The organism is Photobacterium sp. DA100, assembly GCF_029223585.1.
Classification (GTDB): Bacteria; Pseudomonadota; Gammaproteobacteria; order Enterobacterales; family Vibrionaceae; genus Photobacterium.
Genome location: NZ_CP119423.1, coordinates 2139439 through 2154818 on the forward strand (window position 1 = coordinate 2139439; position 15380 = coordinate 2154818).

Annotated in this window: 12 protein-coding genes and 1 tRNA gene; 9 read left to right on the top strand and 4 right to left on the bottom strand. The window is 48.8% G+C overall.

The genetic code is table 11. The features are described from left to right. Positions 1-237 precede the first annotated feature (237 nt). The 4 genes from PTW35_RS09970 to PTW35_RS09985 all read left to right on the top strand — a co-directional run bounded on the left by PTW35_RS09970 (position 238) and on the right by PTW35_RS09985 (position 6057). Positions 238-897, top strand: a complete 660-nt coding sequence (locus PTW35_RS09970; RefSeq protein WP_044623461.1) for a DUF2760 domain-containing protein — start codon at positions 238-240, stop codon at positions 895-897. Then, positions 897-2732, top strand: coding sequence for an Hsp70 family protein (locus PTW35_RS09975; RefSeq protein ID WP_281024852.1), 1836 nt, complete (start codon positions 897-899; stop codon positions 2730-2732). Before PTW35_RS09970 ends, PTW35_RS09975 begins: the two co-directional genes overlap by 1 nt. 177 nt (positions 2733-2909) lie before the next feature. Continuing rightward, positions 2910-5744, top strand: coding sequence for an Hsp70 family protein (locus PTW35_RS09980; RefSeq protein ID WP_281024853.1), 2835 nt, complete (start codon positions 2910-2912; stop codon positions 5742-5744). A gap of 109 nt (positions 5745-5853) precedes the next feature. Then, positions 5854-6057, top strand: coding sequence for a helix-turn-helix domain-containing protein (locus PTW35_RS09985; protein WP_281024854.1), 204 nt, complete (start codon positions 5854-5856; stop codon positions 6055-6057). 87 nt (positions 6058-6144) lie between these two features. Here the strand turns inward: PTW35_RS09985 and PTW35_RS09990 are convergent, their stop codons facing one another. The 3 genes from PTW35_RS09990 to PTW35_RS10000 all read right to left on the bottom strand — a co-directional run bounded on the left by PTW35_RS09990 (position 6145) and on the right by PTW35_RS10000 (position 8481). After that, on the bottom strand, positions 6145-6990 hold the full coding sequence (locus PTW35_RS09990) for an ABC transporter (RefSeq protein ID WP_281024855.1): 846 nt from the start codon (positions 6988-6990) through the stop codon (positions 6145-6147). Beyond that, positions 6987-7841 (bottom strand): ABC transporter ATP-binding protein, encoded by an 855-nt coding sequence (locus tag PTW35_RS09995; RefSeq protein WP_281024856.1) that lies wholly within the window; start codon positions 7839-7841, stop codon positions 6987-6989. Before PTW35_RS09995 ends, PTW35_RS09990 begins: the two co-directional genes overlap by 4 nt. A gap of 313 nt (positions 7842-8154) precedes the next feature. Further along, a complete protein-coding gene (locus PTW35_RS10000) occupies positions 8155-8481 on the bottom strand; it encodes a hypothetical protein (RefSeq protein WP_281024857.1) in 327 nt (108 codons plus the stop codon). A 630-nt stretch (positions 8482-9111) separates the two neighbouring features. On the opposite strand from PTW35_RS10000, the gene PTW35_RS10005 reads away from it, so the two are divergent. The 4 genes from PTW35_RS10005 (at position 9112) to PTW35_RS10020 (ending at position 13109) form a co-directional block, all read left to right on the top strand. Continuing rightward, positions 9112-9921, top strand: a complete 810-nt coding sequence (locus PTW35_RS10005; protein ID WP_281024858.1) for a ribonuclease — start codon at positions 9112-9114, stop codon at positions 9919-9921. Positions 9922-10066: 145 nt separating this feature from the next. Then, positions 10067-10143, top strand: a tRNA-Pro gene (locus PTW35_RS10010). A gap of 330 nt (positions 10144-10473) precedes the next feature. Beyond that, positions 10474-11151, top strand: coding sequence for an ElyC/SanA/YdcF family protein (locus tag PTW35_RS10015; RefSeq protein WP_281024859.1), 678 nt, complete (start codon positions 10474-10476; stop codon positions 11149-11151). 587 nt (positions 11152-11738) lie between these two features. Then, entirely contained in the window at positions 11739-13109 is a 1371-nt protein-coding gene (locus PTW35_RS10020; protein ID WP_281024860.1) for a DASS family sodium-coupled anion symporter, read from the top strand. 62 nt (positions 13110-13171) lie between these two features. Here the strand turns inward: PTW35_RS10020 and PTW35_RS10025 are convergent, their stop codons facing one another. Then, the gene (locus PTW35_RS10025; RefSeq protein ID WP_281024861.1) at positions 13172-14152 is read right to left on the bottom strand and encodes a Gfo/Idh/MocA family oxidoreductase; all 981 of its coding nucleotides are present in this window, start codon (positions 14150-14152) and stop codon (positions 13172-13174) included. Between the two features lie 156 nt (positions 14153-14308). On the opposite strand from PTW35_RS10025, the gene PTW35_RS10030 reads away from it, so the two are divergent. Continuing rightward, entirely contained in the window at positions 14309-15379 is a 1071-nt protein-coding gene (locus PTW35_RS10030) for a ketoacyl-ACP synthase III (protein ID WP_281024862.1), read from the top strand. Position 15380 lies beyond the last annotated feature (1 nt).

Consider the following 15380-nt stretch of genomic DNA (forward strand, 5'->3'; position numbering starts at 1 on the left):
GCTAAAAATGAAAGATATGATTGTTCAAAACACTAGGCAAAAGCAGTGTATCATTTTATAAACCACGAAATGACAGAGCAATGTAAACATTATTTGATGTTAAATTAAGCGACTAAGGCGGCTAAATGCTTAATAGAGGGCAAAAAAATACCCCCCTTAGGTGTAATGCACCTTGATTATGATAATATTCGCCCTAATTTGTGAATTAAACTCTCACTCATATAGAGAAGACGACATATGGCTTTTGATTTTTCTGAATTAACTGTGGACTTATCGGCAATGCCGACAACGATTGATATGGGACATGCTTGGCTCGGCGGTTTGGTACTCGTCATGCTGGTTCTTTATATCTCCAAAAAAGGTAAACCTGTCGAAGTCGAGAAAGTTGTTGAGAAAGAAGTCGAGAAAATCGTTGAGGTCGAAAAACCTGTCGAGAAAATCGTCGAGGTCGAAAAAGTTGTTGAAGTTGAAAAAATCATCGAGAAGATTGTTGAAGTTGAGCCTAAGCTAAAAACCTCAACTCCCGATGCGGCTCTGCAACTGCTTTCCCTGCTTCAGCAAGAAGCACGCTTTATTGACTTCATGCAAGAAGATCTAAAAGGCTTCAGCGATGCCGAAATCGGTGCTGCTGCCCGCGTTATTCATGAAGGCGGCCAAAAAGTACTGACCGAATACTTCAGCTTTGCCCCTGTACGTGACGAAGAAGAAGAAACACGTATTACATTACCAAAAGGCTTCAACGCTTCTGAAGTTCGCCTAACAGGTAATGTTGTTGGCGAAGCGCCATTTACCGGAACCCTAATCCACCGCGGCTGGAAAGTGACTGACATTAAACTGCCTAAACTGGCTGAAGGTCACGACGCAAAAATTGTTGCCGCCGCTGAGGTAGAACTGTGATGCAAGAAATTCAAGAACACCGTTACAGTGTTGGTATCGACCTTGGTACCACACACTGCGTATTATCTTATGTTGATCTGCAAGACGAAGACGCCAGCGTCAATGTCATGCCTATTGCCCAGCTAACAACGCCGGGCAATGTAGAAGAAAAGAGCCAACTTCCTTCTTTCATGTATCAGGCGCATGAGTCTGAGCTAGCTGAAGGTGATACTGCCCTACCATGGTCTGCCAAGCCTAACGCAATTGTTGGTGCCATGGCCCGTAACCTCGGTAGCAAAACCCCAATTCGTTTGATTGCGAGTGCAAAAAGCTGGCTGTGCCACGGTGGTGTGAACCGTCGTGATGCCTTCCTGCCACTGAACAGCCCAGAAGAAGTGACCAAGGCATCGCCATTAGAAGCGACTCGCCAATACCTTGCTCACCTAGCAGAAGCTTGGAACAACCAGCACCCAGAAACGCCGTTGTTCGAGCAGGACGTGACGATTACGGTTCCTGCGTCATTCGACCCAGCGGCACGCGATCTAACCGCTGAAGCAGCCCGTGAAGTGGGCTTCAAGCACATGACGCTGCTTGAAGAGCCACAGGCCGCTGTATATAGCTGGCTGAAGAACAACGACGATACGTGGCGCGACCAAGTCTCCGTAGGCGATATCATCCTGGTGGTCGATATCGGTGGTGGTACGACTGACTTGTCCTTGGTTGCGGTCACCGAAGATGACGGTAACCTTACCCTTAACCGTGTTGCTGTTGGTGATCATATCCTGCTGGGCGGTGACAACATGGACCTTGCCCTGGCCTACCGCTTGAAGATGAAGCTTGCACAAGAAGGCAAACAGCTTCAGCCATGGCAAATTCAGGCCATTACCCACGCCTGCCGTGACGCTAAAGAAGCTCTGCTGAGCGACGCCGAACTGCAGGCTGTGCCGATTGTGGTTCCAAGCCGTGGCTCTAAGTTGCTGGGCGGCACACTGCAAACTGAACTGACCCAGGAAGAAGTGCAGCAAACGCTGGTTGAAGGCTTCTTCCCTCGCAACACCATCGAGCAACACCCGGTAGAAATGCAGCGTGGTGCATTGACCCAGATGGGCCTACCGTACGCGCAAGATGCAGCGGTATCACGCCATGTTGCGGGTTTCCTTAGCCGCCAGTCCTCAGCGGTTGACGAGCTGTTCGAGAAATACGATCAACTGCACGAAGGCTTCATCCGCCCTACCGCTATCCTGTTCAACGGTGGTGTGCTGAAATCTGATCTGCTTTCCGAGCGCCTGCTGTCAATCATCAACAGCTGGCTGACGACGGCCGGTAGCCCAGAAGCCAAACTGCTTGAAGGCCTAGACCTCGACCTTGCGGTTGCGAGCGGTGCGTCATACTACGGCTCGGTACGCAAAGGCAAAGGCGTTCGTATCCGCGGCGGTATCGCGAGCAGCTACTATGTCGGTATCGAAAGTGCTATGCCAGCTATCCCTGGTATGGAGCCGCCTCTGGAAGCACTTTGTGTTGCGCCATTCGGTATGGAAGAAGGTACTCATGCCGATGTACCTAGCCGCGAGTTCGGCCTGGTGATTGGCCAGCCAGTACAATTCAAGTTCTTTGGTTCAACGGTTCGCCGTGATGACCCTGCTGGCACCCACCTAGATTGGTGGCAACCAGAAGAACTCGAAGAGCTGCCAGCAATTCAGGTTACCCTTCCGGTTTCTGAAGGCCGTAGCGCAGGTGAAATTGTACCGGTTCGCCTGGCTTCTCGTGTTACTGAGCTGGGCACCCTTTGCCTTGAAGCGATCCCGACCGACGGCGGCCAGAAATGGCAGGTCGAATTCGACGTTCGCGATAAATAACATACAGTTATTACAAACGGCGCCTCAGGGCGCCGTTTTTTTTATCCATTTAATTTTCTTTTATTGAAATCAAAGATTTAATCTTGAAGATAAAGCCTTCATTAATGCACTCAACGGCTTTTTGGGATACTATCGAAAGCCTTAAAAAGTATTAAAACAACACGTCTGGAGTAATGAATGACTTCTCCTCGCTACCTTGTCGGTATTGATCTCGGGACAACCCACACCGTTGTCGCTTACACACCGATTTCAGACAACCTAGAATCGAGCCCGATTGAGATTTTCGAAATAGACCAACTTATCGCTCCAGGCGAGGTCGCCCGAAAACCACTTCTCCCTTCTTTCCGCTACCACCCTGCCGCAGGTGAAATCGACCCATCACTGATGGTCTTGCCCTGGGATATCGAGCCTGTCGAGGGTGACATTGAACATGCCATCATCGGTGAGCTTGCCAGGGAAATGGGTGCCAAAGTGGAAGGCCGCCAGGTGGTGAGTGCCAAAAGCTGGTTATCACACACCGGCGTCGACAGAACCGAGGCTATCCTCCCCTGGTCATCCAATAGCAGTGTGGAGAAAGTCTCGCCGGTAATTGCTAGCGCCAGCTATCTCAACCATGTCCGCCAGGCATGGGATTACCACCATCAGGGTGACAAACTCAAAGATCAGGAAGTCGTAATCACCGTGCCGGCTTCCTTCGACGAAGGCGCGCGGGCCTTAACGTTAGAAGCGGCCAAGCTCGCTGGCTTCGGTGATATCCTGCTGCTCGAAGAGCCTCAGGCTGTCTGTTACGACTGGTATGCCAAGAACAAAGACCACGCCGAAGACATACTCAAGGATATCCCGCTGTTGATGGTCTGCGATGTGGGCGGCGGTACTACTGACTTGAGCCTGATCAAAGTTGGCACCAAAGACGACAAGCTGACGCTGGACCGAATCGGGGTTGGTGACCACCTTATGCTTGGCGGTGACAACATTGACCTTGCCCTCGCCCATCTCGCCGAGCAGCGCTTGCATGGCGGCAGCAAGAAGCTAAGTGCGTCTGGTCTGTCTAAGCTGATCCAGCAGACCCGCAAAGTCAAAGAGCAGCTCCTTTCCGGCAATGCTCCTGACACGGCGAAGGTCACCATGCTGGGCAGTGGCTCCCGCCTGATTGGCGGCGCCAAGAGCATCGATATGACACGCGATGAAGTCCATCAAATCGCGCTTGATGGCTTCTTCCCGCGAACCGACTTCAGCGATCAACCAAGCCATCGCCAGGCGGCTGTGATCGAGTTCGGTTTGCCGTATGCCGCGGATCCGGCTATCAGCAAACACCTGGCCCAATTCATCGCCCTGCATGATTCTGTTTGCCGAGAGTCCCTGGCAAATAGCACCTTGGCACCAGGCGCCGATCAGCCGGCCATTCCGGTTGCGGTATTGCTCAATGGTGGGGTTTTCAACAGTCCGTTGTTATCCAGCCGCGTACTGGACACCTTTTCTCACTGGAAAGGTGACACCGTCATACAGCTTGATAACCCACACCCGGATCTTGCTGTGGCCTATGGGGCCGTTGCCTATGCCAAAGCTCGCCATGGTGCCCAGCTCAAGATTGGTGGTGGCTCTGCCCGCTCCTTCTTCTTGGTACTGGAAAATAAGAAACGCACAAAACAAGGCTTGTGCCTGCTGCCAAAAGGCATTGACGAAAGTACCGAAATTCGTCTGAAGGATCGCAAGTTCGCCCTGACCTTGGGCGAGCCGGTACGCTTTAACCTGGTTTCTTCAACCGACGACAGCCACACCCAAGCCGGAGAGATCTTTACCATAGATGAAGAGAGCTTTGTCTCACTGCCGCCTTTCATTGCCACCCTTGACAGTGATCGCGATCGTGCAGAACTGGCCGCCAACCAGAAAGATCGGGAAGAGGTCACCCTCGCCTGCCAGTTGACGGAAGTCGGCACCCTGCAACTGGAATGTGTCAGCATTCACGATGACACCAAGCGCTGGAAAGTCGAGTTTGCCATCCGCAAGGATTTGGCCAAACTGCACCGTGACGGCGATGATTCGACCCTTGCTCAATCTGCTTTGCCTGCGCGCATGGACGATGCCATTGCCCTTGTCAAACAAGCCTATGGCGGCAGTACCAAAAACAGTGATCCCAAGACTATCAAGACGCTTCGTAGCCATTTGGAGAAAACCCTAGGCAAACGCGACAGCTGGGAAACGCCATGCCTGAGGGAGTTGGCAAACGCGCTACTCGAAAGCAAAAAAAGACGTCGCCGCTCCGATCTCCATGAAAGGAACTGGCTGAAACTGACTGGTTTTGCAATGCGCCCAGGTTTCGGTTACCCATCCGATGAATGGCGCATGGAGCAAGTCTGGCAGCTTTACCAACACGGTGTTCAGGCCGGTAGCAGCACGCAGACATGGAGTGATTGGTGGACATTCTGGCGCCGTATTGCCGGTGGCCTGAGCCAGGAGCAACAGCTGATCATCTACAAGGACATTGCGAAGTACATTAACCCTGCTGCAAGCCGTAACAGCAAACTGGCCAAGGAAATGCAAGAACGCAGCTATGAAGACATGGTAAGGCTGGCTGCCAGTTTAGAAAACTTGCCTTTCGACAAGAAGCTGCAGCTCATTGAGTGGATCTTCGGCCGGCTGCAAAAACCACAGTACTCCCAGGCCCATTGGTGGGCGATTGGCCGTATCGCAACCCGCAGTCCTTTCTATGGCAGTGCGCATAATTTGCTCACGCCTCAGCACGTTGCCTACTGCTTGCCGGAGCTGATGGATTTCGACTGGCGCAAGGATCCAAACATCGCTTTTGCGGCGGTAATGATGTGTCGAATGACCGGAGACCGTACTTTGGACATTGACGAAAATAACCGAAATGACGTTATATTGAAGCTAAAAGCCAGCAAAGCGCCAGAAAGTTGGATAGAAATGGTGTCAACCGTCAAGGTCTTGACAGAGAGTGAAACTAAGCGCGTATTCGGTGATGCACTACCAACAGGATTACGCTTAATCGATTAAGGTTCTGTTAGGGTTCAGCTGGTAATCTCATCAATCATAAATGAGAACTAACTTTTCTTCCTTAGAGATTTTCTCTGGGAATGTTTTTTGCCTAGCGAGTACACATCACATGAACCGTTCACAATATAAAGTTATCGCACAGAGGATTTTTAAATCTGAGAATCAACGCATTGCTGTTGAGGCTGTGATTTTCGAAGGCCTATCTAGCTATGAAGCAGAGAAGCGCTTTGATGTGCCAAAAGGTACGCTTTCACGCAACGTACGTAAATACAAGCGTGAAGTAGAATACCTAAACACTGTTGTAGCGGCTTAGTAGTTAGCCAGCTTAAAGCAAAAAAACGGAGAATGGTTACATTCTCCGTTTTTTTATGCGTGGCTATTGATACGAAATACCCTAAGGCTACATCATACGCAACATGTCATCCCGCCCTCGTAACCAGCAGCTCAGCCAATACAGCACCACGCCAACCGCCAGCATCACAAGATGCGAAAAATAACCAAACTCGGCAAAGACCGTATATGCCGACGAGCTCGTCAAGATAGAAAAAGGCAACCCGTAAATCTCGGATAGCACGGCACCGGCTTCGCTCGACCCTGTTGCTTGGAACATCGCGATTTTAAACAGGATCACCGTCAGAATCGCCGCGAGAAGCGGGTATCTGGTCAACTGGGACAAAGCCATAAGTCCTGCGCCGATAGGAAAAAGGGCGATACTCATCAATGCCAACCGGCCGGAAAAGGCCCACCAGTGGCCCAATAGATTTGCAATGGAGATCCCCCAGTTTGCCATCATCTCTTGATGTAGCCACAAGGTTGCCATGACCCAAACGATAAAGTCGGCGGCAATCATCAAGGCAGAGGCTATCAATGGAATCACCACCAGCGCAAATATCAGTTTCGCAGCTACAGCCTGATAGTCAGAGACAGGCATTGAGCGCCAAAATAGTAAGCTGCCTTCCTGTTTTTCTTTGCGCAACGTTTTGGGGACGTAAATAAAGAACAACACCAGGTAAACAATACCGGCGACCACTTCGTTAAGCTTGCCGACCAACCCGGCAAACGTCCCTTGCGCTACCCCCCAGTCGATCACTCCCTGTCCGCTGGACTGGATCGAAAGGGCAACATTATCGCCCTGCATCACAAAGACAAAGTTAATGATCGCAAAGGCCAGCAGCAAAAGCGGTAACCGAATGACAATGCGGTGCTCAATCAATTCTTTTTCAAGCAGTGTGAACCAGGCTCTCATACATCCTCCTGCTGCAGGGCAATGAAGACCTCAGACAAAGAAGGTTCACAGACCTCACCGAGTGCCGATAGCTTTTCGGCTTTACCGTTTTCGAAAAAACACATGGACTCTTTTACCCCATGTTGGATATAGATGGGCCTCGCCGCTTCTGCTTGACGCAGATTTTCTTCGTTAACAATAACCTTCTGAAAGCGCCCTTTAAGCTCATCGACAGTGCCATTCATCACTGCTTTGCCTTTTTTTAAGATAAGCAGTTCGGTTAGCAGATGAGACACCTCGTCAACTTCATGGCTAGCAATAATCATGGAACGCTCACCCTTCTTTAGCCACTCGATAAGCTGATTATAAAACCGCTCTCTGAACATCAGGTCTAAGCCAAGCGTGGGCTCATCCAAGATCAATAGTTTCACATCGGCTGACATTACCAGGGCTAGATGCAATTGCACCTTCATTCCTTTCGACAGACGCCCGATTTTGGTTGATAGCGGAATATCCGTTTGCGATAAATACTGTTGGGCAAGCTCTTGGTCGAAATTTGGATGCACGCCTGCACTGTATTTGACGATTTGCCTTACTGTCATCCACTCCGGAAGTACGGCGACATCCGACAGGTAAGCCAAGTCCCGGACAATGTTTACACGTTCTTTTCTTGGTTCCAGCCCGAAAACACTCAGTGACCCATCATATTCATGAGCACCTAGTAAACACTTGATTAATGAAGATTTCCCGGCACCATTGTGGCCCAGAATCCCCAACACCTGCCCCGGTTTAATTGTAAAATTAATGCCCATCAGCGCTCGGAACCTCCCGTAGCTTTTTCCCAGCTGATGTGCTTCTACCAATGTATCCACTATTTAACCTTTTACTTAATATTTAATTCTCACATAAGCATACTATCAGGAATGCCGTAGCCCTAATACTAATAGTCTAGATACAGGTATATGTATTTAATTACATCCCAACAAGGAAGAAACAGCGTGCATATGGAATAAAGAAAAATGTGCCAATCGTTTGATTGACACATTTAAGAGGCATATGAGGGGGTTACTCTAGATAAATAGAGCAACAATTTCTGAAACATGTATATGTTCAGAGAATTATTGAATTAACCCAACAGTATTCAAACTGAAGGCGGGCTAATGTCAGCAATAGGCTGAAGTGTTTTTATTCTTCGTTTGTTTCAACTAGTTCTTCGGGAGAAACACCATCTTTTTCCATAAGCGCGAGAATTTCCATCATACGTACCTGACGGGCTTCATCTTTAAACTCATGGAGAACAGCAATAAGATTGTTAATTTTGTGTAGAGGCATGCGCTTAATCACCGCTTTCTGACGTCCCGGTACTTCATCAGCAAAATCGATTAGTACCTGGCGGTAGTCAACACGCTCTTCTTTTATAACACCTGTTTTAGTATCAACTTTTACAGTTTTAGCTTCAACACTATTAAGCATCGCTGATAATGCTTTCTCAGCAGCTGCAAAGTTATCCATCAATATTACCTCTTAAACTGAATATCATGCACTGAAGTCGCCGACTGAAATGGCTATTCAAGCGATGTCATGATGATATGCAAATAACATTCAAAAATATTTTATCTTGCATCGATGGCAAGAGAATTCTTTTCATATTGAACCACATTCAATGCAGCACATAAGTTGTCAGAAGCAAAGAGTGGCAATAGTTAGGAACTACAACGGGTAGATACGATGATAATACCTCTTGTTAGAATCCTTGTGAACATAAATTTAAGGAAATTATCAAATATTCAGCAATCAGCAGGGTTTGACTGCATATAGTGATTGTGGACTAGGGTGTACACTTTAGCAAATAGATTCACCAAAGCGCATTAAGCCTGCCAACATTTTCTCTAATATTGAACATCATGAAGCCAGCTCCAGCCCCCTGCAAGTGACTTCGATATATACTCTTACATATGGCTGGCTTACACCACAACTATTATCATGGCTTGGTTATTAAAGCGGTTAATTCAATTACTAATAGTTACTAGTTTTACGGCAGTGTCATTTGCCTCAAGCAAAGTGAAAGGTGTATTCGAAGCAACAAAACCTTGCCCTGCATTTCAATCTTTTCGCCAACATTCCAACCCTGGTGATATCAACGTGATACCACAACAGCAATATGCCATTCATGCCCGTAACAAACCCGATGGAGAGTGGCTGCAAATTGTTGTCCCCGCAGCCTCTCCGGCACTACGCTGGGTTAACCTATCTTGCGGGCAGTCCGATTTTTCACCTCCGCTCAAGGAAAAGGTAACCAATCAGCAGTGCAAAGCCAAAGGCCAATATGATTCGTACTTGCTTGCTATTAGCTGGCAGCATGGTTTCTGCGAGCATGCTACTGGGCATGCAGCGAAGCCGGAATGCACAGCCATCCACCGACAGCAGCTCGCCATTTACAACCTTACCCTACACGGCTTATGGCCCACTCGGCAATCTTGCGGTATTCGCTATGGCTACTGCGATCCGGATAAAGCCATGGAACTAAAACCAGAGACAATCGATGCTATCGCTCCCTGGATACCCAATTTTTATTACCAGACAGATTTTGGGGCATATCAATGGAAAAAGCACGGGAGCTGCCAACACCGTGAGGATGATGACTATTTTCTCTTAGCCACCTCATTAGTCCGCCAAGTTGATGCCTCATTAATTGGACGATATATCAAACAGCATGCTGGCCAACAGATGCCTATTGAGCCGTTCAAGCAAGTACTTACCGATAGTTTTGGCTCCCATGCCGTCAATCGGATCCAGCTATCGTGCATTAAAAAACGCTACCTCCAGGAAATAAGATTAAGTTTGGGCAAGGATTTTGAACAACAGGACTCCCTCTCCAGCATACTCTCTTCGGGCCCGGCTCTGCCGTCGTTTGCCGGAAACTGTGGCCCTACCGTGGTGATTGAAAATTGATTACTTTTAAATCAGACAAATAGATTTAGAGCTAATAATGAGAGGCAGGTATTATTTTCACAAACTTAGCCTATTGCATTCTTATCTTGGTACTGTAGAATCATTGTCAATCATTCGCTAAAGCAATGAATATAAAGCCTTTTGGCGGACATTAGCGCAGTTTGGTAGCGCACTACTCTGGGGGAGTAGGGGTCGCTGGTTCAAATCCAGTATGTCCGACCAAAGGGCTTTTTGTTTTCCTGCCACCACGCTGTCCAGCGTATCACCCATATGCAATGCATTTGACGCTTATTTAACACAACAGATCCGGGCGATTGGGTTAAACTACTGAAGCGTATCGTTATTGGTGCCTACCCCTCGCAAATAGCGAAGTTCTACTGCATTGATTTTTCCTATTGAGCCGAGGTATCTTCACACTTGAGCGACACAGTTACACTATTTTTGGCGCGACTCGCCTTACAAGGGATTTTAGAAACACATGCTTTTTTTCATTAGCCGGAGAAGTCAGCGTTCTCTGGCAGGTTTACCAGCCCAACCAAAATCCGGGACGTTATGAAGTTATTGAATATCATACGTTTCAGTGCCATTGGCTGTATTTTACTTATCTCCTGTATCTTATTGATCGACAGATGGTTCTCCGATCAAGCCTCGTCTCGGATCTTTGCTAGCACGCAAGACACCCCTACCCGCTCTATTGGTCTAGTGCTCGGTACCAGCAAATATATCGCCCGCTCACTAAACCCTTATTATCAATACCGGATCGATGCCGCCCAGCAGCTATACAAAGAAGGAAAAGTCGATATTTTGCTACTGAGTGGCGATAATGCCCACCGCTCATACAACGAGCCATGGACAATGAAACGAGATTTGCTTAAATCGGGTATTCCAGAGCAAGACATCGTACTGGATTATGCCGGATTCAGAACCCTAGATTCTGTCGTCAGAGCCAAGAGTGTCTTCGATGCCAACCACTTCGTTATTATTACCCAACGCTTTCACTGTGAGCGTGCATTGTTTATTGCTGGCAGGAATAAAATTGATGCGATATGCCTTGCGGTCCCAGAGCCCAAGGGATTGGCAGGACTAAAAATAAGGGTTCGTGAAGTGCTTGCCAGGATCAAAGCTCTTATAGATGTATATATTCTTGATATGAAACCTAAATTTGCCGGACCTAAAGAACCGATTGAAAGAGAGCCCCTTGAGCTAGAAGGTCCTCACCGACCAAGCTAAATTTACCGTCCCGATGCATCTCCCAGCTTTGCTTTACCGACCACTCGCTGGGAGATACGCTGCTGATTTATTTTATCGAAGCATTGCCTGTCGATAATACCGCCCCTCCTTTAGACAAAGCATCGAATGACTTTATAAATTTTGCCCTGACATTGCGGACATGCACTTGTGCATCCTGCCTAATACGCTTCCGAGTCCCTTGCTGTTTCATGCTACCTGCCAACAATCAATTCACACAATTACCTTTCTGCCAGTTATGATACCCATCGCATAACAACTGTAAAATAGCCTAAGACCAGCAACCCTGATCAATGAGAGTAATATCACATACTGTAACGACAATGTTCATACCGAGTTCTTTGAGCCGCGGATCTGCGCCTCGCCGCAAAAAGTCGTCCGTAGAAATGGGTACTTTTCTACACATTCCAACTTCATAACCTCACACTTCAATCAATCCAATCGTCAATTGGCCAACAATTGAACGCAAACATATTAACAAAACAAAAACAGTTGGTAACATTCATAGCAAGTCACCTGAGTGCACATGATTGCACTTGATAACTATAATCAGATGAAAGGAAACTACTATGACAGCCTTGACGATGACACTACGCAAGTGGCTGTTTGACCGGAACAGTATTATTCTGCTGGCAGACATCGCCCTCTTTACCTTACTTTTAAATACCCTACCTTTTGACAAAGAAGTGGTTGTTGGTCTCAGTATTCTTGCTTTTGTTGCGGTACTTTGGCTGACCGAAGCCCTCCATGTCAGTATCACTGCGATTTTGGTACCGATCCTTGCCGTCAGTTTCGATATTTTCCCGACGCCTGCGGCGTTGAGTAATTTTGCCAACCCTATCATCTTCCTGTTTTTGGGTGGTTTTGCCCTCGCAGCAGCGTTACACAAGCAAGAGTTGGACAAGGCAATAGCCGATAAAGTGTTGCTGATCGCCCAGGGACGTATGTCGGTTGCCGTATTCATGCTCTTTGGTGTTTCTGCAGCCCTGTCTATGTGGATCAGTAATACCGCCACCACCGCCATGATGCTACCGCTTGTGCTGGGGGTACTCAACAAGGTGAACGCCAAGAGCGAGCGCAGCACCTATGTATTCGTTCTTCTTGGTATTGCTTACTGCGCAAGTATCGGCGGTATTGCCACTGTCGTCGGTAGCCCGCCTAACGCCATCGCGGCCGCCGAAGTTGGCTTGAGCTTTACAGAGTGGATGGCATTCGGCTTGCCGGTATCGATTGTTTTGCTTCCTGTAACCGTCGCCCTGCTCTACTTTATGCTGAAGCCGAACTTGAAGCATACCTTCGATCTAGACCACAAGCCTGTTGAGTGGAACAACGGCAAGCTGGCGACCTTGGTCATTTTCGGTATTACGGTTCTGCTGTGGATTTTCAGCAAGCCTATCAATGGCATGCTTGGCGGATTCAAGAGCTTTGACACGCTGGTTGCCCTGGCTGCGATTGTCATGCTTGGTGCATCGCGAGTGGTTCAGTGGAAAGATATCGAGAAGTCTACCGACTGGGGCGTGTTGCTACTATTTGGCGGCGGTATCTGCCTGAGTAATGTGCTCAAGGCCACTGGCACCAGTGTCTTCCTGGCCCATAGCCTGAGTGGGTTCCTGGAGCAAGCCGGCTTGTTCTTCACCATCTTGGTGGTGGCAGGTTTTGTTGTGTTCCTCACTGAGTTTGCCAGTAATACCGCAAGTGCCGCGCTTCTCGTACCGGTCTTTGCCACTGTCGCCGAGGCTTTAGGCGTATCCCCGGTTATCCTGTCAGCCCTGATTGCCGTTGCCGCTTCTTGCGCATTCATGCTGCCAGTAGCGACACCACCGAATGCCATCGTCTTTGGCTCGGGCCATATCAAGCAGTCGGATATGATGAAAGTCGGGATTTACCTCAATATCCTGTGTATCGCAGTACTGTCAGCGCTTGCCTACCTGTTCTGGTAACCCAAACAGACGCAAACAAGACAACAAGGTGGGGCAATTGCCCCACCTTTTTTGTCGGCACCTTACAGTTCATCGGCCGGAAAGCGAACGCCCAGTATCGCTCTCGCCTGGGTCGTAATTGCACTGACAATCTGGCTGCGAACAAGTCCTTCGTGGTTGACTGTACCAGCGTTCAACAAACGGGCAAACTCCTCGGCTTCATAGCGCATCGCATTCTCATCTTGCGCTACGGTTAAATCAACCGCAGGCTCGTCACGGCGACAAAGCCTAACGCCATGGCATTCAGATATAAAATCAACCAACAAGGTGCCCTGCTCGCCTTGGATTTCACTCGGGATAAAGCCATCGCTGACTTTCGAGTGCGCAATAGTGACATCAAAATCCGCGTAATGCAGCACCAGTGTGCCATGGGCATCCACCCCGGAGTCGAGTAGGTTTCCCTGTGCCGTCATGCTGTTTGGCTCACCAAACAAGGCAATGGCACTGCTTAATGGGTAGACCCCGATATCCATCAGTGACCCATTGGAAAAAGCAGGGTTAAACGTATTGGGATTCTCACCGTTTAGGTATTTCTGATAACGCGAGGAATACTGGCAGTAGGAAAAGTACACTTTGCGAATACGACCAAGCTTAGGTAGGGCTTTTTGAATCACTGCAAAATTAGGGACATAGGTTGCCTTCATCGCTTCAAATAACAGCACTTGCTTTTCGGCAGCCAGTTCAACCAACTCTTGCACTTCATTAATATTGGATGCCAATGGTTTCTCTCCAATCACATGCTTGCCCGCATTGATAAACACTTTGGCTTGCGGGGCATGCAACGAGTTGGGGCTTGCGATATACACGGCGTCTATTACATCACTGTTTGCAAGATCCTCGAGTGAGTCATAACATTCTACTTGTCCATACTTACTGGCAAACTCAGACGCTTTTTCCAGTGTCCTGGAATAAACAGCCATCAATTGGTACTGGCCCGTTGATAATGCAGCGCTGATAAAGCGGTCGGTGATCCAGTTTGTACCGATTACACCCAAACGAATCATTGGTTATTTCCTTAATGGTTACTAGCTGTATGCAGTGTAACAAATACTCATATCTGACATAACCTCAATATCTGTATAGAAACTCACCATATTCCTTGTGTTAACAGTCAGTTATGGTTTACTTTGGTTATGCCGAACAAATATACGAGTGAAGTTATGTACTACGCAGAAATTACCGGATGGGGCAAGTGCCTCCCTCCTACTGAGCTGAGTAATGATGAGCTCAGTCAATTTGTTGATACTTCAGACGAATGGATACGAACTCGTACGGGTATCGAGTCTAGACGAATAAGCCATGTAAACACTTCTGAACTGGCCCATATCGCAGGAGCCCGTGCGCTTGCGGCTGCCGGCGTAGATGCCTCCGAATTGGACCTCATCATTGTCGCGACTTGCTCTCCAGACACCCTTGTCCCCAACATCGCCTCAAAAGTGCAGCTCGACCTGGGCGCAACCAAAGCTGCCGCCTTCGATATGAATGCCGCTTGTACGGGGTTCCTGTATGGTCTGGAAACTGCGACCAAAATGATTCAGGCCGGAAATTACCAGCATGTATTGGTTATCGGAGCCGAACGCCTGTCATGGTATCTCGACTGGAGCCAGCGTGATACGGCGGTACTTTTTGGTGACGGCGCAGGCGCTGCTGTTCTGAGCCGCTCAACCCAGCTCTCTGGCCTGCTCGATGCCCAATTGGGCTGTGATCCAGAAGGAAGAGATGTGCTGGCCATCCCGGAATTCGGCACGGCCATGGATCGCTTCAACCCAGATGCCGGACATTTTGCCTTCAACTTTGTGGGACGGGAAATATTCCGACGTGCCGTGCGGGGAATGGGAACGGCTGCTAACACTGTGTTGCGAAGGGCCAACCTAACCCAGGGGGATATTGATGTGGTGATCCCCCACCAAGCTAACCAGCGTATAATCGAAGCCCTGTGCGACCATGCCGGCATTCCGCAGGACAAAGCTTTCGTTAATATTCACCAGTATGGCAATACGTCAGCCGCAACCGTGCCTATTGCGCTATGCGAAGCGGTGGAGCAAGGCCGGGTCAAACCCGGTGACACTATTCTGTCAGCGGCATTTGGTGCGGGACTGACCTGGGGTGCCGCCGTTATCAAGTGGGGGCAGCGTGTCACACCGGTTAACGCCTCCGATGCCGAACTGCCAGAATGTCACCAGACGGCGACGGAACTGCTGGAAAATGCAATTCGCCACTGCACCAAATAAC